Annotated in this window: 19 protein-coding genes and 1 pseudogene; 7 read left to right on the top strand and 13 right to left on the bottom strand. The window is 51.6% G+C overall.

Annotated features, from left to right (window positions below; translation table 11 throughout):
* Positions 1-102 precede the first annotated feature (102 nt).
* The gene (locus CFLAV_RS07985) at positions 103-735 is read left to right on the top strand and encodes a sulfite oxidase-like oxidoreductase (RefSeq protein ID WP_007414160.1); all 633 of its coding nucleotides are present in this window, start codon (positions 103-105) and stop codon (positions 733-735) included.
* Positions 736-759: 24 nt separating this feature from the next.
* Here CFLAV_RS07985 and CFLAV_RS07990 read toward each other — a convergent pair whose 3' ends face one another.
* The gene (locus CFLAV_RS07990) at positions 760-2,385 is read right to left on the bottom strand and encodes a molybdopterin-dependent oxidoreductase (protein WP_007414161.1); all 1,626 of its coding nucleotides are present in this window, start codon (positions 2,383-2,385) and stop codon (positions 760-762) included.
* 206 nt (positions 2,386-2,591) lie between these two features.
* Positions 2,592-2,879: an ElaB/YgaM/YqjD family protein gene (locus CFLAV_RS07995; RefSeq protein WP_007414162.1), complete on the bottom strand. Its 288-nt coding sequence runs from the start codon at positions 2,877-2,879 to the stop codon at positions 2,592-2,594.
* A gap of 267 nt (positions 2,880-3,146) precedes the next feature.
* On the opposite strand from CFLAV_RS07995, the gene CFLAV_RS08005 reads away from it, so the two are divergent.
* Complete coding sequence (locus CFLAV_RS08005; protein WP_007414164.1) at positions 3,147-4,295, top strand: cysteine desulfurase family protein; 1,149 nt, start codon at positions 3,147-3,149, stop codon at positions 4,293-4,295.
* A gap of 207 nt (positions 4,296-4,502) precedes the next feature.
* Complete coding sequence (gene dnaN, locus CFLAV_RS08010; RefSeq protein ID WP_007414165.1) at positions 4,503-5,612, top strand: DNA polymerase III subunit beta; 1,110 nt, start codon at positions 4,503-4,505, stop codon at positions 5,610-5,612.
* A gap of 143 nt (positions 5,613-5,755) precedes the next feature.
* On the opposite strand, the gene CFLAV_RS08015 is transcribed toward dnaN, so the two are convergent.
* From CFLAV_RS08015 to CFLAV_RS08035, 6 genes and pseudogenes are all read right to left on the bottom strand, one after another.
* The gene (locus CFLAV_RS08015; RefSeq protein ID WP_007414166.1) at positions 5,756-6,544 is read right to left on the bottom strand and encodes a PEP-CTERM sorting domain-containing protein; all 789 of its coding nucleotides are present in this window, start codon (positions 6,542-6,544) and stop codon (positions 5,756-5,758) included.
* A gap of 250 nt (positions 6,545-6,794) precedes the next feature.
* Complete coding sequence (gene argS, locus CFLAV_RS36870) at positions 6,795-7,703, bottom strand: arginine--tRNA ligase (RefSeq protein WP_007414168.1); 909 nt, start codon at positions 7,701-7,703, stop codon at positions 6,795-6,797.
* A gap of 58 nt (positions 7,704-7,761) precedes the next feature.
* Positions 7,762-8,574 (bottom strand): annotated as a pseudogene (argS, locus tag CFLAV_RS36875) (arginine--tRNA ligase domain-containing protein); the annotation flags it as partial.
* A gap of 75 nt (positions 8,575-8,649) precedes the next feature.
* A complete protein-coding gene (locus tag CFLAV_RS08025; protein WP_007414171.1) occupies positions 8,650-9,114 on the bottom strand; it encodes a PTS sugar transporter subunit IIA in 465 nt (154 codons plus the stop codon).
* A gap of 303 nt (positions 9,115-9,417) precedes the next feature.
* Positions 9,418-9,813: a PTS sugar transporter subunit IIA gene (locus tag CFLAV_RS08030; protein WP_007414172.1), complete on the bottom strand. Its 396-nt coding sequence runs from the start codon at positions 9,811-9,813 to the stop codon at positions 9,418-9,420.
* A 16-nt stretch (positions 9,814-9,829) separates the two neighbouring features.
* Entirely contained in the window at positions 9,830-10,483 is a 654-nt protein-coding gene (locus tag CFLAV_RS08035) for a M50 family metallopeptidase (RefSeq protein ID WP_007414173.1), read from the bottom strand.
* Positions 10,484-10,568: 85 nt separating this feature from the next.
* On the opposite strand from CFLAV_RS08035, the gene pyrE reads away from it, so the two are divergent.
* A complete protein-coding gene (gene pyrE, locus CFLAV_RS08040; RefSeq protein WP_007414174.1) occupies positions 10,569-11,135 on the top strand; it encodes an orotate phosphoribosyltransferase in 567 nt (188 codons plus the stop codon).
* An 80-nt stretch (positions 11,136-11,215) separates the two neighbouring features.
* Here pyrE and CFLAV_RS08045 read toward each other — a convergent pair whose 3' ends face one another.
* A complete protein-coding gene (locus tag CFLAV_RS08045) occupies positions 11,216-11,530 on the bottom strand; it encodes a hypothetical protein (protein WP_237712383.1) in 315 nt (104 codons plus the stop codon).
* A gap of 926 nt (positions 11,531-12,456) precedes the next feature.
* Between CFLAV_RS08045 and CFLAV_RS08060 the strand changes: the two genes are divergently transcribed.
* A complete protein-coding gene (locus CFLAV_RS08060) occupies positions 12,457-13,230 on the top strand; it encodes a hypothetical protein (protein WP_007414178.1) in 774 nt (257 codons plus the stop codon).
* A 36-nt stretch (positions 13,231-13,266) separates the two neighbouring features.
* Here CFLAV_RS08060 and CFLAV_RS08065 read toward each other — a convergent pair whose 3' ends face one another.
* The gene (locus tag CFLAV_RS08065; protein WP_007414179.1) at positions 13,267-13,968 is read right to left on the bottom strand and encodes a 3-keto-disaccharide hydrolase; all 702 of its coding nucleotides are present in this window, start codon (positions 13,966-13,968) and stop codon (positions 13,267-13,269) included.
* 250 nt (positions 13,969-14,218) lie between these two features.
* Between CFLAV_RS08065 and CFLAV_RS08070 the strand changes: the two genes are divergently transcribed.
* The gene (locus CFLAV_RS08070; protein ID WP_007414180.1) at positions 14,219-14,620 is read left to right on the top strand and encodes a hypothetical protein; all 402 of its coding nucleotides are present in this window, start codon (positions 14,219-14,221) and stop codon (positions 14,618-14,620) included.
* Between the two features lie 16 nt (positions 14,621-14,636).
* A complete protein-coding gene (locus CFLAV_RS08075; protein ID WP_007414181.1) occupies positions 14,637-14,864 on the top strand; it encodes a hypothetical protein in 228 nt (75 codons plus the stop codon).
* Positions 14,865-14,950: 86 nt separating this feature from the next.
* On the opposite strand, the gene CFLAV_RS08080 is transcribed toward CFLAV_RS08075, so the two are convergent.
* From CFLAV_RS08080 to CFLAV_RS08090, 3 genes are all read right to left on the bottom strand, one after another.
* Positions 14,951-15,388 carry a response regulator gene (locus CFLAV_RS08080; protein WP_007414182.1) on the bottom strand — a complete coding sequence of 146 codons (438 nt, stop codon included), beginning with the start codon at positions 15,386-15,388 and terminating at the stop codon, positions 14,951-14,953.
* 191 nt (positions 15,389-15,579) lie between these two features.
* A complete protein-coding gene (locus tag CFLAV_RS08085) occupies positions 15,580-16,782 on the bottom strand; it encodes a hypothetical protein (RefSeq protein ID WP_007414183.1) in 1,203 nt (400 codons plus the stop codon).
* A gap of 119 nt (positions 16,783-16,901) precedes the next feature.
* Positions 16,902-18,866 (bottom strand): hypothetical protein, encoded by a 1,965-nt coding sequence (locus CFLAV_RS08090; RefSeq protein WP_007414184.1) that lies wholly within the window; start codon positions 18,864-18,866, stop codon positions 16,902-16,904.
* Between the last annotated feature and the right edge of the window lie 23 nt (positions 18,867-18,889).

The raw sequence follows: 18,889 nt of genomic DNA on the forward strand, positions 1-18,889 counted from the left end.
TCGCATCATTTTCGAGGTTTCAGAGGAAGCCCGACTAGTTTCAGTTCTTCGTTTTTGGCACGCTGCTCGCGGAACTCCAGAGATCGGCTAGGTTGGACGGGTATGAAAGAACAATACATAGCAGCAAAGGAACGCTGGGCGCGAAAGATGGCGGGGAAGGAAAAGCGGGTGGTGCGCTCAGAGGACCGGTTGCCGCCGGGTCAACGCGAGGTGCACAACTTTCCGGTGCTGGACTTGGGCATTCGACCGGAAATTCCGCTCGATAAATGGGAGCTCAAGATCGGCGGGAAGGTGGAGAATCCGGTGACTTTGAACTGGGAGCAATTCATGGCACTCCCGCAGTTCAAGGATGTGAGTGACTTTCATTGTGTCACCACCTGGAGTCAGTTCGATATGGAATTTGAAGGCGTGGCATTCTTTACGATTGCCGATTTGGTGAAGCCGAAGCCGGAGGCGACACATGTCTATTTCAAAAGTTACGACGGCTATTCCACCAACAATCCGCTCGATGTCTGCATGGATGATGATGTGATGATCGCGCATTCCTGGAATGGCAAGCCGCTGACGCGCGAACATGGCGGTCCGGCGCGGATAATAATTCCCAAACGTTATGCCTGGAAGGGAGCCAAGTTCATTCGCGAAATCACATTTTTGGACCGGGACATCCTTGGTTTTTGGGAGCTGCGCGGTTATTCCAATACTGCTGATCCTTTTAAAGACGATAGGTTTGCTTAAACTGTCTTCGCTCCTGCCGACGCTTCAAAACATCTGGGTTTTGCTGTGCAATCCGGCTGCCCCATCGGGTTCCATGGGAGTTGGTATGGGGCTCTGCATCGCCCCGGTGCCATCGAAGCAGCGCACGGTGAAGGTATGTTTGCCTCTTTGGAAGGGCCACTCATAACGCCAGATGACCCAGGTTAATTTGGAAAGTGGTTTGCGGAGCGCGGCCTCCTGCCATGGTCCGTCATCCACTTGCACTTCGACTTTCGAGATTCCACGCGAACCTGCGTGTGCAATTCCGCCAATGGGAACAACCGTCCGCGCATCCGCTCCTACGATATTCATGTTCACACCAACGGTATCAATCACCGAAGTCGCCTTCATCTGCGCGGCCTTGTCCCAACCGCGAGTCACCCAATATCCCGGCTCCCAGTGATCAATCGCCTCGATGGACTCAATCCATTTGGGCAGCTTCATGCCGTAGGTGTTGGGAACGTAAATGCGCAATGGAAATCCATGTTCGGCCAGCAGCGGCACGCCATCCCATGCGTAGGCGAGCATCACGCGTTCATCCGCTTTGATGGTTTCCAATGAAACTACTTCATAAAATCCATCCGCTCCGTGGATTTTAAGATGCGTGGCATTGGGCCTGAGTTGCCAGGTCGGCAATAATTTTTGCAGGCTGACTCCTGTCCAGCGGGTTGTTCCGATCAAATCGCCACCGACAGGATTGGAGATGCAGGCCAGAGTGATGAACTGATGCATTGGCTCGTAACTGCGAATTTCGTTCAGTGTCAACTCCAGCGGCTTTTCCATGAGACCTTTTATTTTCAACCGCCATTGAGACTCGTCGATGGTAGGAGGTGTCGTGTTGATATCAATCCGGTAATGCCTTTCCAGTGGCGTAAATTCCGGTCGTGTGCCGGGCACTGATTTCACTTCAGCATCGGCATTGGGTAAAGGATGATTGGAGGACCAGAGTGATTCCCTCTGCACCGCGGATTGTCTCGCACCAGTCCGGGAGAGTCTGCCCACCATTGCGCCGGTCACGGTAATCAAAGCAGTGGCGCCACCTAATCGAACGAGGAATCGACGCCGATCAATGCGCTTCACCAACGCTTGCTCAGCAGAGTCTTCGGTTATGTGAGCCGTGGCAAAGAGTCGTTGATTTGCCCGGGCGATGGCAACTCCCCACGCCAGGAATACGAGCAAAATCCAGATGGCACTGATCCAAGGCGGAATTTCGGGCGCTTTGTTCAGGTGCAGACTGAGCAGCATGATGGGAATGCCTGCTGCCAATCCGAAGACAGGTCCTGCAACAGAGGCATTGCGCCCGTGCAATGCGCGTTCGACAGCGAAAAATATCGCTCCAACGATCGCGCCTGCGAACAGCATGCCTCCGACTGCCATTCCTTGCTCAGCCAGTTTGGCCGTCGTCGCAGTCGGGCCCAGATTCAAGGAGCGGATCACCTTCACCATGGCATCGATGCCCGAGGCGATAACCTGCCCAGGCAACACGCGTGTCATCCAATCGAAAATGTCGAAGGGAACAAAAGGCAATCCCAACACTTTCCATCCCACATAAAAAATCACCGTAATTGCCAGCGTAAGCATCAGGCCGACAAGCAAACCGGTCAGAACACCGGGCCTTTTAAGACTTTTCACATCCCCTCCTTTTGTTTGCGATGGAACTCGAAATCCAAGCACCAATCGTCCCTCACACTAACGCGGCAAATATGGGATGCAAAATATTCACCTGTGGGGTGGAAACCTTACGCCACCTTTCCAAAGCAAAATGCCAGCAGTCCAGAGATGAATTCTCTCGAAATGCTGGCAACAACAAACCTCAGATGCTTGTCCGGTGCCGCGAGTTATTTGCGGCGGCTGATCAGGTAACCGATCAGTACACCGACGCCGGCTGCGATGCCGATGGCCGCATAGGGATTGTTGCGAATCGCTTTATCGGTAGCCTTGGCCCCCTCCACTGCCTTCTTTTGGACGACTTCATAGGCATTGCGGACCTGTTCCATTGCTTCGGCGAGTTGCTTGCGAGCTTGAACCATGCTGTCGTCTGTCATGTCATCGGTATGATTAAGCAAGGTGCTGGCGTCATCCATCATGTCTTCCATGTTTTCTTTCAGACCGTTTTGGGTATTCATATTACTTCCTTTGGTTGAGTCCTGGTTGTTTTGAAATGGTAGCGCATGAAACAGGCCGCAAAGCGCCTTTTACTCGTGAGCGATAATTCATCCATGCGTTCATACAACTGTTACACCGCCAGCATGGGCGGAACGGGCTTCGATGAAAATGGGGTTTATACCGCTCCAAACAATGAAAACCGCCTTTGTGGTTGTCCGACGAAAGACAATCAAGCTGCTTCTGAGTTTAAGGCTCGAAGTTCCAGGTTTTGCGGTTAAAATGCTCCTGTGCGCACGGTTTATTTTGATTACAACGCCACAACACCGCTCGATCCGCAGGTGCGGGAGGCGATGCTGCCGTTTTTGGATGGAATTTATGGCAATCCCAGCAGTGTGCACCATGTCGGGCGGAAAGCGCGGTCCATTCTGGATGAGGCGCATGATCGGGTGGCCAAGGTGCTCGGGGCAAAGCCGAGTGAGATTATTTTTACCAGCGGTGGCACGGAGGCCGATAACCTGGCGATTTTTGGAACGGCACGGCTGTTAAAGTCAAAGGGACGGCATATCATCACCTCGGTAATTGAACATCATGCCGTGCTGCATTGTGTTGATTATTTGGAAAAGAAGGAAGGATTCGAGATCACCCGCCTGCCAGTAGACCGGGAAGGGTTCATTCATCCCGAGGATTTGAAGAAGGCGATCCGACCCGACACCATCCTGGTCACCCTGATGGCCGCCAACAATGAGATTGGCACCGTGCAGCCAGTAGCTGAATTAGGTGCGATTTGCCGGGAGCGTGGTGTTTTATTCCATACCGATGCCGTGCAATGGTTCGGCAAGGAGCCATTTGCGAACATTCACCAGTTCAATGCCGACCTGGTTTCCATTTGCGCGCACAAGTTCCATGGGCCAAAAGGTGCGGGAGCACTCTATATCAAATCGCCGCTTCATCCGGACCCAATCCTGTTCGGTGGCGGGCATGAGAATGAGCGTCGCGCTGGCACTGAAAACATGGCGGCAATCATCGGTTTGGTGGAGGCCATGGAGCGCTTTGTGTCGAATCCGATATTTTCGCGGGAAAAGTTGCTGCCGCTCACTGAAAGATTGATCACCCTGGTTGATTCCATGCCACGAGTCCAATTAGTAGGACCACGTGATAAACGACTGGTGAATACCGTTGCTTTCCTTGTGGAAGGTTCGGATAGTATCGCGTTGCTGGCGGGATTGGATTTGGAAGGCATTTGCGCTTCCAGCGGTTCGGCGTGTTCGGCGGGGTCCATTGAACCCTCACATGTGATTGTCGGGCTGGGAGTGGATCGGAATCTGGCAAATTCCCTGGTTCGCTTCTCGCTTGGCCGCGAGAGCACGATGGGCGAAGTGGAGTACGCCGAGCGGATTGTACCGCAAGTGATTAAACGGGCACAACGTCCCCAATAGGGCTGGGGTTTCGTGTGAAGAAGATGTGCACAGTGTGAATAACTCCAAGTTGTTGGGTTTCTTGGTTTTAAATTCGTGCCGATACCCGGGTGCCCGGTTTTTTTGTAAGTTGTTGTAGTGACCTTGACACTGAGGGTTGTTTGCCTTATTCACAACCCTTAATAATAAGACGTTTTTTAGAAAAAGAAGATACCTATTAAAGGCCGCATGAATCTGACCATTTCAAAAGAGCAACTCATCAACGGGCTGCAAGCCGTACAGAATGTCGTCAGCACGCGGACGACGTTACCGATTCTTTCCAACGTGCTTATTCGCGCGGAAGGCAACCGCCTTGAGTTCACAGCCACCGATCTGGACGTCACCATCTCCTGCGGCGTTGAAGCCGCTGTGAAGGAAGGTGGAGCGACTACGGTGCCAGTGAAGAAACTGTTCGGCATCGTGCGCGAGCTGAACAACCCGGAGATCGAAATCGAGGTGGATGAGAAAAACACCTGCAGCATCCGGTCGGGATCTTCTTTTTATAAGATTAATGGTCTCAGCGCCGATGAATTTCCTCCATTGCCCAAGTTCAAGGAAGATAAGAAAGTCACCCTGCCACAGGAAAAGGTGAAAGGGATGATGAAAAAGACTTCCTTCGCCATTTCCACGGATGAATCGCGTTACGTGCTCAACGGTATTTTTATCAGCCTGAAGGAACACAAGCTGACCATGGTGGCAACTGATGGCCGCCGGCTGGCCTTGGTGGATGAAGAAGTGGATGTCACTGAAAAAAGCCAGGGAGAATTTATTGTTCCCGCGAAAGCCGTGAATGAATTGAACCGCCTGTTGACCGATAAAGGTGAGGTGGAGATTCGCTATTCTGAAAACCAGGCTGCGTTTACGTTAAAGGATGAAAAAGGCTTCTCGATCCTGATTATCAGCAAGCTAATTGAAGGAAATTATCCGAATTATCGCCAGGTCATTCCGGGAGAGGCCAAGGAACGGATCGCTTTGGTTCGGGAAGAATTTCTGCATGCGTTGAAGCGCGCTGAAATCATGACCAGCGAGAAGTCGAACTCGGTGAAGCTGACTTTCTCGAAGAACAACCTGGCCATTACCGCCAATTCTCCTGAAGTTGGTGAGGCCCGCGAGAGTCTGGCGATCAATTACAAAGGCAAGGAGATGGCGATCGCATTCAATCCGAAATACGTCATTGATCCGCTGAATGCGTTGAGCAACGACGAAATTTTCCTGGAATTGATCGATGAACTGAGCCCGGGCGTGGTGAAGATCAACGGACCATTTCTGTATGTGGTCATGCCGATGCGTTTGAGCTAAGGCGGGAGTTCAATATTTTCAAAAAGAGCCGTGCTGCAAAGCGCGGCTTTTTTATTGTTGAAGTGCTGTGGGGTAAAATCCTGGGAGCTCGAAATAAAAAACACGCAGGAAGGCCTGCGCGTTATGTAGGTTTGATGGGAAAGTTATTTTTTTCGACGCACGAGAACGAACATCCCAGCCATGGCACCCACGCCCAGCAGCGCGAAGGTGGAGGGTTCAGGCACGGCAACTGGATCGTATGAGAGCGTGAAATCATCGACGGCTAACCCATGGTCGTTGCCTGCATCATTGAGGTCCACCCAGCGAAAAAAGATCTCATCGCCAGCATTCAGGGTGATTCCGGTAAGAGTGGCACTAATGAAAGTGTGATTGGCGGCATTATTGCCGTCCAAGGCTGCGGCAGTTGCCCCAGTGGTGGGGCTCGTAAAATTCAAGGAGGCGTAGGATGTCCAAGACTGAGTGCCGGCAGCATCGGAACTGGTAATGGGGCCGCTGCTGATGCGATAGGTGAGCGATAAAGTCTGAGCGGTGGCATTGCCACCGTTGCGCCATTGCTCGCCAGTATAGGAAAGATTGAGGTTACCGATCATGCCTCCGGTATTATTTTGCAACCGAACACCATAGGCCAGCGTACCAGTAGTACCTGAAGCAACGGAACCGAGGGCACGATCTGTTGCAGCAGAACTGCCATAACTGTAGATAGCGCCAGTTGTGCTTGACCCTATATCAGCCCGGTAGGTTCCAGAAAAAGTGCCCGAAGTGCCGGCATACCACCCAGCAATAGTAGTATTATCCGTCCACGTATTGGCTGTGCCGCTATTGGCCAAGGTATCGAAATTCTGGGTGTAAGGAGAACCTGTAAGCGAAACTTGAGCCTGTGCACTTAAAGCCGCCACTCCCGAAGCGGATAAAAGGACCAATAGTTTTTTCATAGTTAAACGGATTATCTCTTCTGCCGAATGCGGATGCTACTCTCGACGACTCTAAAAAAGCAACTGCACAACATGTTACATTTGAGCAACGGCACTTGAAACTTGGAAACGAGAAGCATGTTGTATGCCGAGGAAGGAAATCTCAAAAAAGGCCATAGTTGAGGAGGTCCAGAGAAATCGACTGAGAGAAAGCGTCCAAACTGGTTTAATCTATTCAGTTGAAGGCGAAGTTGAACAACGCATCTTCGGCCTACATCTGCTCCAGAACTTCTATTCCTAGAATTTCGAGACCTTGCTTTAGAACGCGGGCGGTGAGGTCGCACAGCAGCAGGCGGCTGGCGCGTTCGGCGGGTTCAGATTTGAGGACGGGGCAGTTTTCGTAGAACCGGGCAAAGTGGCCGGACAATTCGTAGAGATAATTGCAGAGATAATTAGGGCGGTATTCTTCGGCAACACCCTCCAGGACCAAACTGAAGTTCAGCAGGTGCTTGGATAGAATAATTTCATCCGGAGCGGTCAGGGAGATGGTTCCGCTCCAGCCACTCGCTTCATTTTCAATTCCGCCACGGCGGAAAATGCTGCGGATGCGTGCGTAAGCATACTGCAAATACGGAGCAGTGTTACCATTCAACGCAAGCATCCTGTCCCAGCTAAATACGTAATCACTTTGGCGGTTGGGGAGCAGGTCGGCGTATTTAAGGGCGCCGAGGCCAACCACCCTGGCAATTTCCCGCTTCTGTTCCTCGGGGACAGTGGTTTCACGTTCGGTGGCTTTGTCGCTCACCACCTTGTAAGCGCGTTCCTCCGCTTCATCAAGGAGGTCCGCGAGTTTGACAGTTTCGCCGGAACGGGTTTTGAAGGGCTTGCCGTCTTCACCGAGAATGGAACCGAACCAGACGTGAGCCAGTTTGACCGGCGCTTCCGGATGCCAACGGCGGAAGATCGCAAAAATTTGCTGAAAGTGGAGTTGCTGGGGGCCACCGGTGACGTAAGCAATCTCCGCTGGATTCCAGGTTTCCAGGCGGTAAGCGAGGGTTGCGAGATCGGTCGTGGCGTAGTTTGCGGCACCGTCGCTCTTTTGGATGAGAGCCGGATTCGGCTTCCACTCGCCATCTTCCTGTTTGAGAAAAGGATCCTGTTTCTGAGAGCAGTGAGCCATCCGAGAAGACAGCCATGGCACCTTCGCTTTCCCGTGCGATGCCTTTATTTGTGAGTTCCTCCACCACGCCCTTGAGCCGTGGATTATAGAAGCTCTCGCCCAGCGTGTAATCGAATTGAATGCCGAGGCGGTCGTAAATGGTTTTGAACTGGATTTCGGAGAGCTTGATCATCTCCTCCCAGATGCCGAGGTTTTCCTTGTCGCCGTTTTGCAGTTTGACCAGTTCCTGGCGAGCTTGTTCCAGAACAGCCGGATCTTTCTCGCTGGCCGAATTAACTGTCTTGTAAAGTCGTTCCATCTCACCAATGGGATCGGCGAGCAAGTTTTCTGCATTGAGTTGCGTCTTCCACCCCACCAGCAACTTACCGAATTGTGTGCCCCAGTCGCCAATATGATTGTCCGTGATGACCTTGTGACCGAGGAGCCGGAATGTGCGGGCCAGGGAATCGCCGAGGATGGTGGAACGGATGTGGCCGACATGCATCGGCTTGGCGATGTTGGGCGAGCTGAAGTCGATGACAATCGTGCGCGGATGGCTGGCCTTCTCGAAAAATAGATGCTCACCGCGCACGGCGGATTGAAGCGTTGCAGCCAGGGCGGAGTTCTTCAACCTGAAGTTCAGGAAGCCGGCACCGGCAATCTCGACCTTTTCACAGATATCATTTACATCCAGTTTGGCCAGAACGTCGGTGGCGAGTTGGCGCGGGTTCATTTTCCGCTCCTTGGCCAGACTCATGAGGGCGTTGCTCTGGTAATCGCCGAACTTGGGATCAGGACAGGGGCGAACCAGGACGCTGGAGACATCCGCACCGGGCAGAACCGCGGTGACTGCCTGTTGCAAACGAGATTCTATGGATTTATGGGGCAACACAGAGTTGTAACCTCACCGATAAATTAAAGCAGAAGACCAGTTTCGCGAAATCCTAAAGTCGAATTCCTTCCAGAACTACTTCCCACCGTATTCCTTGATGATTTTGTACATGGCTTCGGCATTGGGAGCTTCTTCGAGAGCCTGACGAAATTCTTTCTTGTGGAGGAGCTTGGCGATGTTGGCGAGGGTGTGAAGGTGTTTCTGAAATTGGCCTTGGGGAACGAGGAAGAGCATGACGAGGTTTACCGGCTGGTTATCAAGTGCATCGAAGTTAACCCCTCTCTTCGATCGCCCGAAAGCCCCGACCACCTCGTAAATCAGGTCGGTGGAGGCATGGGGGATTCCGATGCCAAACCCGATGCCGGTACTCATCGAGGTCTCCCGTTTTTTTACCACCGCCGCGATGGCGTCCCGGTTCTCGGGCTTGATTTTATTTGTGGCAACGAGGTTGTCGATCAGCTCATCGATGGCTTCCCATCGATTCGTAGCCTGCAAATCCGGCAAAATATTATCCGACCCGAGAATGTCGCCAAGGTTCATAGCGTCGATACAGCCTGTACATTTCGCCTGAAGTGGGCGGGCAATTCAAGAGTAAATAGTAATTGCCTATGAAGCGCAGAGTACGGATGCAGCTGTCAGTAATTTCCTGACAGCATGCTTTTCAACCGTAAGACAACTTTAATGTACACTCTTTCCCACCATCCAATGCGGTCAATTGGTCCAGCCTTGCAGCTAACCATGGCACACTCGCTGGTAATATTCCACTGGTTACGTAGGAAGCGATAACCTCAATGGTCAAGCCGGATGGGAGACTTTGCCAGGCGAGAACTCTCGGGCCTCAAGTCAGGAATCTCTTTTGTGAAGTGCTTTCGCCAGGTCCGCGAGGAAACGAGTGTGTTGCTCCTGCTGCCGGCGGGGAGATAAAAAGAGGACGACGCATTTTACCGGCTGGTTGTCCGGAGCATTATAATCAATCCCCTGCTTCGACTGACCGCAAACCGCAACCACGTCATCCACCAGATCGCTCAAGGCGTGGGGCAGGCCGATGCCGAAACCAATTCCCGTGCTCATCGCGATCTCCCGCTCCTTTACCGCTGCAGTAAGGACCTCGCGATGCTCAGGCTTTATCTGGTTCGTAACCACGAGATGACTGATCAACTCATCGATGACCTCCCATCGATTCGCCGCCTGCAAATCCGGCAGGAACTTATCCGGTCCAAAAAAATCGCGCAGGTTCATAAGTTGATCGAGCTTATTACACCATGCCTTTTAATCGTAAAAGCACCTCCCAGGTGCTTTTACCCCACCAGCCGAAGGCAGTAATCAAGTCCACCTTCGCCGCCAACAATGGCAATCCCACCAGCAGGATGCTGATATTTCCGAGAAAGATAATCACGCTGGAAAACAGGTAACCTTGCGAGGTGATGTCGGACTGCTCGGTCTTAAGGATGTGCCAGGTCAGGGTGAGATGAAAGGCATACGCCGACCCGAGCAGCAGGTGAAACCAGAGAAGATAAGGTTTCCAATTCCAGATGAGATGCCCGATGCCAAAAAACAGCACCACGAGCGCGACGTATAGAGGAAAGAAATAAGGGGCCAGGCAGATCAAAAAGTTGGTTTTGGTCACCACGACATGCCCGCCATTGGACGATGCCTTGAACTTTTTTACCTTTCCGCCAAACAACCATGCCCACAGCGCATGAGTCAATTCATGGCCAAACACATAGACCAGCATCGGCTTGGGCAAGAGCAGGTAGATCACCACCCAACAACCGACCCCGGCTGTAAAGGCGATCCAGAAATTCGTAGCGTGCCCACTGGCACGGAGCACCATCCAAAGCGCCTGCCCCGCGCCGTAACAGAGCGGCAACAGCAGAATCGCGAGGATGAATTTAACCCATTTGGGCATGGTGAATGTTATAAAGGGCGGACGCTCCGGGTGGAACCAGAAACTTTGAACTTTGAACTTTGAACGGGGAACTTAGAATCACGGCATGACAGAACAGGAAGTCTTGCAGGTTTTTCGGGATACCGGTGCATTATTGGAAGGACATTTTGTCCTGCGCAGCGGATTGCACAGCCGGCAGTTCTTTCAGTGTGCCTTGGCGCTGCAACAGATGCCGACGGTGGAAAGACTCGGGGCAGCCCTGGCAGCCAAGGTGAAACATTTGGGTGCAGTGACAGTCATCTCGCCTGCGATGGGTGGACTGGTGCTAGGGCAGGAAGTGGCTCGGCAGTTAAAGACCCGGTTTATCTTTGTTGAAAAGGAAGAAGGCAAGCTGGTGCTGCGTCGCGGGTTCAAGATTGCACCGGGAGAAAAGATTCTGGTGGTGGAAGATGTCGTGACCAAAGGCGGTCGCGTGCAGGAAACCATTGATATTGTCCGGGCACATCAAGGTGAAGTGGTGGGCGCAGCAATGGCGGTGGACCGCTCCAATGGCGTGGTGAACGTGGGGGTGCCGAGGTTCAGTCTGCTGGCGTTGCAGGTGGAGGCTTTTCCAGCAGACAAGTTGCCGCCTGATCTGGTCGGAACGCCTGCCGTGAAGCCGGGAAGTAAATAAAATATTCCTCGATTTCTAGCCAGGGTGATCTAAGCAGCGCACATCAAAATGTGCTTTGGCATGATGCTGGCTTTCACATATCAGCTCTGATACCTGCCATTTCGGTGCTTTATCACTTTTACTCTCTTGTTTTCCTTATCGTAAATCAGATCATGCTCCCACCAGGTTCCGTTTAAAGGGATTTCAATCTGGACGGCGTGTTGCCCAGTGCCGTCTTCGAAGAAATTGATAATCCCAACAAACTTTCTCTCTTCGGGTGGCAGCTTTTGGATGTAGTCATGATAATCATCCAAAACCGTTTTGTTGGAGCGGAAAGGATTCCGGCTGAAGCAGTAATTCCAGCCTTGCAATGGATTGGGATCAGGCCTTGAGGCCGCACATCCTGAGATAATCACTGCCAAAAAAATACAAAATGCTAGTCGAGTAGTATTCATATGGCGTTTCAGGAGGCATACCCACCACTCGCATGCTTTATCACCCTTATTCTCTTGTTTTCCTGATCATAAATAAGGAAATGCTCCCACCAGGTTCCGTTTAATGGGATTTTTATTTGGACGGCATGTTGACCAGTAAAGTTTTTGAAGAACCAAATGTCGTAATGAGTTACCAAACGACTTTCTTCTGGTGGAAGTTTTTCGATGTAGGCCCAGTAATCCTTTGCAATCACCACGTTAGGCTCCTCACTCAGGCAAGGGTGCCACCCAGCCAATGGATCGGTATCATGCCTTGGGGCAACGCATCCGGAGATAAGTAGTGCCAAAAAAATGCAAAATGCGAATCGAGTGATAATCATATTGTGCTTCAGCAGGCATACCTACCGCTTGCAAATTTTACCACTCTTGTCCTCTGGTTGGCGCTATCGTAAAAGATGACATAATTCCAATAAGTCCCATCCAGTGGTATATGAATCTTCACAGCGTGCTGACCAGTTCCGTCCTCTAAGAAGGATATATTATCGATCCCAGTAACTCTCGCTATGATCTCCAAAACCCAAAAGGATCCTTACGAATTGGCAGTTTCTGAATGAACGCTTGATAGTCGTCAGTGATCAATTTAGGAACGAAGGGCTGATCTCCTCCAGAGAAGGTCGATCCATTGCGATTTGTCGAGGCTAATTCCTTCCAACCTATCAAGGGATCAAGTGTTGTTTTCGTCGTTGTGCAGCCAACAACCAACACAAGCGTTGCAAACAAAATACACAATGTGAGGCGATTCATATCCTGCAGCCATTTAATCGTGTTCGAATTCTTTTTGAAAGCACTCATTGCCACCTGTGCCCCTCAAGCGGAGCATGTGGGTGAGAATACCGTCTAATCCGCATATGAGACATTTGTCTTCTTGGGTAGCTGCTCTGGTTTTCCTGGTAGCAGGCATTCCAGCAGGTGCCGCTGTTCAAGGCTCCAATCGACTCTCGATCGATCTAACGAAACTCGAAGAGGCACAAAGCAAAGCTGACTGGTTTCCAAAACTGAAAGTGACTCCTGAAGGACTCGGATTTGATGGACCAGCATCTGAGACAGTGGATGGCTGGCTTCAAACCAAGCCGATGGGAGTGGGCCTCTCCTGGCGGCCACCGACTTCTGTCCGCCTTAACGTGGTCATAAAGCCCGAAGCAAAGTCCATCAAACTGGATAACGGCCAAACCTTCACGCCCTTTGCTGGACGGGTCTTCGCGCGGTATAGTGCGGACTTTGAGCATTGGTCTTCCTGGCAGGCGTTGAAACAGGACTCTTCAGCGAGCACTAATTCAAGCGAACGCATCTTTAGTGGCGATCTGACAGTGCCACAACGCGATCGGCAGTCCTATTCCGCCCATCTTTCAGATTATTCCAGGTTGGACGTGCCTTGGGGTAGTGATGAGGAAGCAGCGGTGAAATGGATTGTTCAGACTGATCCCAAGTTCTTCGAGCACAACCTTCCATTCATTGGTTACGTGGAATTCATGTTTGAGGCACCATTTCAAGGTAGTCGTCGCATCACCTCCTTTGATGCAACCATTGATTACGTGGTAGGTGGCTTTCATCAGATACCAAAGGACAAAACCGTCAAAGAACAGGAACGGGATACGATTCCGTGGAGATATAAAGCTCCATGATTCTAACGAACAGAATTGGATGTGCCTGGAACTGGCTCACTTCTTCATTTCCGGGACGATTTCCTTGATGCGTATATTCCGAAACTCAAAGTAATCGCCGTGCCCCATGAAACCTATGTGCCCACGCAGATGATGTGCTCCGGCATGTGACTTAAATCCTTCTTCGTATTGCGGATCGGTAAGGTCCGCGTCGACAATCACCTTGCCGTTGAGCACTACTTTGTAGTGTTGGCCGATGCAGGTGATTTCTTCGGTGTTCCATTCATCGATCTTTGGTGCACCATCATGGGCGGGAACGATGCCATAGACGGAGCCGTTGTATTGGTAAGGCTTGAGGTGTTCGTGTTTCGGCGCCTTGTCGTCGAGCATCTGGATTTCCACGCCGGAATCCATCTTATTGGTGCTCAGCAGCGTGGTGCGAACGAGGACGCCGTTGTTGCCGCCTGCTTCCAATTTGTAATCCAATCGCAGCACGAAATCCGAGTATTCCCCGGCGGACATCAATACTCCCCAGGTGTTGGAGGGGCAGATGATGATGTTATTCGCTGCCAGGTAATGACCGGGAGCTTTGATTCTTGGAACGTAACTCCAGCCTTGCAACGTTTTGCCATCGAATAAGGAGGTAAAGCCAGCTTCTGGCTCGGCTGCGTGGAGATCTTGGGAAAAATAAGAGAGCGTGAGCGCGGCAAACAGCAATCCCGAAACCATTCGGAAAGCAGTTTTATAATTTGAAAGCATGGCACGTCCGACGACTGAAATTTAGAACGTATTCAGCAGCAACATCTTTTATTTGACCGGATATTACCGGGCAGTTCAAAACGGGTGTACGGGGTAAACTCCTTATAGCAGTGTCTTGGTTTGCAACAATATTTGAATTAAGGGACTTCGAATTTTGAAGTTCCTTACCGGCCAAAGAAGCTGGCAATCAGCCTTGCCCGGTTGAGTTCGAACTTGGGTGCAAAACCCTAATGAAAAGGAGTATTGTGTTATGAAATTTGTTTCTAGCTTGGCGGGTTTGGTTGGGTTGGTACTTCTGGCAGGTTGCAGTTCTACTCATCAGCAGGCAGGTGGAGCTGCCGGGGCTGGTACTTCCTATGGCACCGGCACAGCCGGTACAACTTATAGCAGTGACATGGGAGGTATGCCTATCGAAACAACCACAATTTTTACAGCCGGGCCTTATTCGACCACTGTTTATCCAGGAACTCCCGTAACTCCCGTTGCTCCGGCAACTCCTGCTTATTCAGCAGAGACGTCTTATGAGGGTCGCCCTGTTTATACGGAGCCTGTTTCCCCACAAAGGAACTGGCCAGACTATCGTCTCAACTCTGCCTACCGTGGATATGAAAATCATTCCGACGACTGGGCTTACAAATATCGTGCTCCCTAAATGGAACCAATGAGCTATGAAAACGATGAAATCCATCATGTTTTTGGGGTGTGCACTTGGGCTGCTGGCTGTGGCTGGCTGCGCGTCCGAATCTTACGATCAAGGCGGGTATGGAAATGATACCTATTATGGTTATGGTTCGGCTTCAAGGAACGGGCATTATTGGAATAATACCCCGGCCTATAGATATCCCTATAATTACCGGTACCCGTACAATTACAGCAGACCGCCATATAATTATTAAACGCATCGGCGCGCCTCAGGTAAAAGGAATCTTTTCTGCGGCCTACTATTCACTGTGTGCCGAGTTGAACGGTATGCACCCGGTTTTCATTGGTCTGACTCGGGGGTCTGATTTAGGTCCAGCCAATAGTGCATGAATAATGGAAGGTCTTGCTTGAGGTTTTGAAAATCGAGCGACTTCACCAAATAGGAGTTCGCGCCTATTTCATAGGCATGTTCGATATCAACAGCGGCCTCTGAGCAGGTGAGCATGATGACGGGGATGGACTTGAATTCGGGTTTGGATCGAATCCACCGGAGGAGCTCAAAGCCATTGGTGTCGGGCATTTTGATATCGAGCAAAATGATGGAAGGCAGCGGATGTTCATACCGATCAGCAAAGGGACCGGTACCCGAAAGGTATTCCATGGCCGCCGCTGCACTGGGAACGCTCTCCAGATTGCATTTCGTTTGAACATATTGTAAAGCCCGGTGAAGGAGGTAAGCATCATCTTCGCCGTCATCCACGGATAAGATAGTTTTCATGTACTGGGTGCCTCGGGTTTCCACAACCCTGTTCCGGTGAGCCAGAGATGTCAATATTCAAAAGCAGTCAGTTGAAACATTATCAAAGATGGATGGAAAGGGCGGTTGCTGGAAAAAGCTCGAAACCGGTCGCAACAAACGGAGGGCACGACAATCCGTGGTGAATAGATTGAGAAAAGGCTGGCCCGGGTTTATTGGTGTGGAGTGGCGGAGGATTGGGCCATTTTCTGCAACAAGCCCTGCAAGTCCTTCATGGCTTCGTTCAAGGCTCCGTTCAAGATCGGTTGATTCATCCCGCCGTTGTCATAATAACTTTGAATCAATTTTATGCGGGCTTCGATAATTTTTTGGTCCTCGGGTGTCGGATTCTTTTGATTGGAAATGCCGTCCTGGTTTAGATCCTCGATAAAATTGCGGCGGGCATCGACGGAGAGACTTTCATTGTGGACGGCGGCGTCGAAGAGTTGGTTGGCCTGAGGATTGTCACCCGCATAGTATAAACCAATACGAGCCAGGGTTTCCTTTTTTGCGGGATCGACGCGAGGATCATTGTAAGCCTGCATCGCGATGGGCAGAGACTGTTCACCAAGGGTTTGCTGAATATATCGCAACGCAGAGCGGTCGATTTGCCCGTCAGGCGCAATGAGTTGAGCTTGAGACTGACTCACAAGTGACGCGTCATTGTACGTGGAGAGAACGCCGTAAAGAAAATCGCGTTCATATTTGTCGTTCGAACCGCCAGCGACAGGATGAGTTAGCAGGTCACGAGCCACTGCCAGCGCTGTGTCACGATATTTGTCTGGAGCCATTTCCTGCAAGGTTTTGGCGAGCCAGGCGACTTCCATTCCGCTGCCGGTCGTTTGCAACATATCGGCAAGGAGCTTTTCAGCATCAGGACCACCGATCTGTTTGGCCGCATCAAACAGGCCAAAACGCAACGAGGGAGGCACCAGAAAATCGGTCGGCAGACGGGAATGCTTCATGCCCTTGCCACCGGCGAAATCGTACGGAATATCCTTATTTTCAGCCAGGAATTCGCGAATGGCAGGAAGTGCGTTGGTACCGGCGGCAATGAGAGTCTCCAGATTGTAAATGGCAGCGCGAATGCCGCGAGGCGAGGTGCCAAGCCGGGGATCTTTGAGATTTGCAATGATCTCGCTGGGAGTCATCTGCCTGGCCGCAGGCTCAACCGGCATGGCAGAGGAGGCCAGCTTGACGGCCTGTTTGGGCTGGGACTGAAGGGCGGCTTCCAAGGCTGCTTTCTCTTTATCCCACGAAGCTTGTTGAGCGGCAAGCAACGTGGTGAATCGGGCTTCCTGATTTTTGACGGCAACCATCCAGGCGAGCGCACCACCGGCGGCGATGCTTAATAAAAAGATAGCGATTCGGTTCATGTTCTGACTCCCGGTTTCTGCCTGCTCATTTCTAACTTATGTTCCAAATGCTGTTTGGGAACAATAATGATTTAAGCACACATTCATGAACCTGCAATGAAAGCAAAATTACAATTTATTCATGGCGCAGGGGCTTGCAGCCTGTCCTGATTAGTCGCGGACGAATCGAGGCGTCTGGGAAGCATGAGCAGCAGCAGGTTCAAAACGAGGCAGCCAAGGCCAAGCCACAAAACCCACTTCCAGGCTCCGAGCAATAGCATGGTCCAATAAGAGAAGCGTCCGAGTTCGCGGGGTTCCTTGAAGGCAAACCAATTATCCGGGCTGGAGGTGGCGAGAATCTTGAACTTGCCGGCGGGTGCTTTTACAAAAACACTCTGCCAGTTTTCAGCGCCCGTTCGCGGTGGCTGGACTCGAATGATCCGGCTGGTGGACAGGTCCAGCAGCTCCAGTGACGCACCTGGTGCCGCGAGATAACCAGCCACAGGAATTTCCAGGTAGGGCAAGGCGCCCGGGGCAATGGGAAGGCTTTCGAATTTACCACTGGTGCCCAGGGCTGGTGAAATCCAGTAAGGACCCGCGGGTGTATCGGTGAGATTTGCCGCGTTGGTCATTTGCAAAAAGGGATGATCGCCCATTTCAATTTGGCTGACTTTCAAAGATTCGCGCACGCAGGTCGGCAGAATGCGACGAACGTGCGGATCGCGCAGAAAGGTGGCCAATTTCTCCGGATCAGGATAAGCGATTTCCATGAAACGTTTTCCCTGAAGTGCATGGAGATCATCAGTAGCCAGGAAAGCGCGGGTGGTTTTCAGCCACATGCGCTGGGAATATACGCGTTCAGGAATGTCGTGATTCCAGCCGGCGACGCTGAGCTCCCACAGGCCGCCAGCGAAGAGCTTGATCCAGATGTAGGAAATTGTGACGACGGCGAACAAGGTGGTAAACCACATGGTTTGCCGATAGGCAGTCAGCAGCCTGATAATGCTCAATGCGCCGGCAATCATGATGAAACTATTTGAATCCATGTAGCGGGAAGCGGGTGCGGAGCCATTGACGCCACGCGCATAAGCAGTGGCCAGGCATTGCAGAATCACCCAAACACCCATTCCCAGAATCATGCGATCGGCGGCGGCATCCTTTCTGGATGATCTAAAATACATCCAGCCGAGAACGAACAGCGGAAGCAAATGCCAGGTTGATTCGTCGAAGAGCCAGATGCGCGGCCAGGTAAAATTTCTACCGAGCGCCATGAAGAAGAAATGCAGTGAATTGGCTTTCAAGACGGCGGTGGATGGGACGTCCTTCTTTAATAAAAGCCCAGCTATCCCGATTGCGAAGCAGACGGCCAGAGTAAGAACGTGGCGCCGTTGAATTCGTCTTACTTTCAAGATCTCGAGGACAACCAGGGCAGCGACGGCGGCGCACGCCAGCATTCCGGCAGCGGTCGTAAACAAGGATGCGATGGCAGCCGCGACGCCCAGCCACCAGCGGCGGGAGAGCGGTTCACTCAGGCTCAGCAGCCAGATGGTCAGCATGGAAAAGAGCATCAGGAAATAGAACTGCGATTGAAATCCGGCCAGAGTATTTTCCCAGGCAAAAGGCAGCACCAAGGCCAGGGCCAGTGGCAACCAGATGTATGGCCATGTTTTTTTACCCATCAAGTGGGCCAGCAGCCAGCCGAGGCCGGCGATGGCGCCGCAATGAATGAGGGCATTCCCTGCCATTTGCAGGCGGCTATCCCATTGTCCGTTTAGCAATAGCAGGGCGAAGTCATAAATGCGGGTGAAGAAAAGCCGGTGTTCATTATGCGCTTTGAACCAATTTTCAAAAGGTATATGTCCTTGAAAATAAGGGCTGTAAAGACGGCCCGCTTCAGCACCCCATTGGTCGAAAAAGGGCAGGGAGGTTGCAAACCGGCAGATCAAACCGAGTTTGACTCCCAAACCGACCAGGAAAAGACTCATGACCCAACCGATGTGGGATTGCAAATGGCGAGTGAGTTTTGGCTGCGGACTGGTGGCCGGTTTGAGTTCAGCCCGGGCCGGAGCCTCCGCGGTAATCGGGTTGGTAAAGGATGAGGACATTTTGAAATGAGTCTTCCGCGCCT

This window comes from Pedosphaera parvula Ellin514 (genome assembly GCF_000172555.1).
In the GTDB taxonomy this organism is placed as follows: domain Bacteria; phylum Verrucomicrobiota; class Verrucomicrobiia; order Limisphaerales; family Pedosphaeraceae; genus Pedosphaera.

Bases quoted from the DNA above. Each gene is read 5' to 3' on its own strand.
- CFLAV_RS08065 (WP_007414179.1), bottom strand. From the start codon at position 13,968: ATGCTTTCAAATTATAAAACTGCTTTCCGAATGGTTTCGGGATTGCTG.
- dnaN (WP_007414165.1), top strand. From the start codon at position 4,503: ATGAATCTGACCATTTCAAAAGAGCAACTCATCAACGGGCTGCAAGCC.
- CFLAV_RS08080 (WP_007414182.1), bottom strand. From the start codon at position 15,388: ATGAAAACTATCTTATCCGTGGATGACGGCGAAGATGATGCTTACCTC.
- CFLAV_RS07995 (WP_007414162.1), bottom strand. From the start codon at position 2,879: ATGAATACCCAAAACGGTCTGAAAGAAAACATGGAAGACATGATGGAT.
- CFLAV_RS08015 (WP_007414166.1), bottom strand. From the start codon at position 6,544: ATGAAAAAACTATTGGTCCTTTTATCCGCTTCGGGAGTGGCGGCTTTA.
- pyrE (WP_007414174.1), top strand. From the start codon at position 10,569: ATGACAGAACAGGAAGTCTTGCAGGTTTTTCGGGATACCGGTGCATTA.
- CFLAV_RS08060 (WP_007414178.1), top strand. From the start codon at position 12,457: ATGAGACATTTGTCTTCTTGGGTAGCTGCTCTGGTTTTCCTGGTAGCA.
- CFLAV_RS08025 (WP_007414171.1), bottom strand. From the start codon at position 9,114: ATGAACCTTGGCGACATTCTCGGGTCGGATAATATTTTGCCGGATTTG.
- CFLAV_RS08070 (WP_007414180.1), top strand. From the start codon at position 14,219: ATGAAATTTGTTTCTAGCTTGGCGGGTTTGGTTGGGTTGGTACTTCTG.
- CFLAV_RS08035 (WP_007414173.1), bottom strand. From the start codon at position 10,483: ATGCCCAAATGGGTTAAATTCATCCTCGCGATTCTGCTGTTGCCGCTC.
- CFLAV_RS08030 (WP_007414172.1), bottom strand. From the start codon at position 9,813: ATGAACCTGCGCGATTTTTTTGGACCGGATAAGTTCCTGCCGGATTTG.
- CFLAV_RS08075 (WP_007414181.1), top strand. From the start codon at position 14,637: ATGAAAACGATGAAATCCATCATGTTTTTGGGGTGTGCACTTGGGCTG.
- CFLAV_RS07985 (WP_007414160.1), top strand. From the start codon at position 103: ATGAAAGAACAATACATAGCAGCAAAGGAACGCTGGGCGCGAAAGATG.
- CFLAV_RS08090 (WP_007414184.1), bottom strand. From the start codon at position 18,866: ATGTCCTCATCCTTTACCAACCCGATTACCGCGGAGGCTCCGGCCCGG.
- CFLAV_RS08085 (WP_007414183.1), bottom strand. From the start codon at position 16,782: ATGAACCGAATCGCTATCTTTTTATTAAGCATCGCCGCCGGTGGTGCG.
- argS (WP_007414168.1), bottom strand. From the start codon at position 7,703: ATGGCTCACTGCTCTCAGAAACAGGATCCTTTTCTCAAACAGGAAGAT.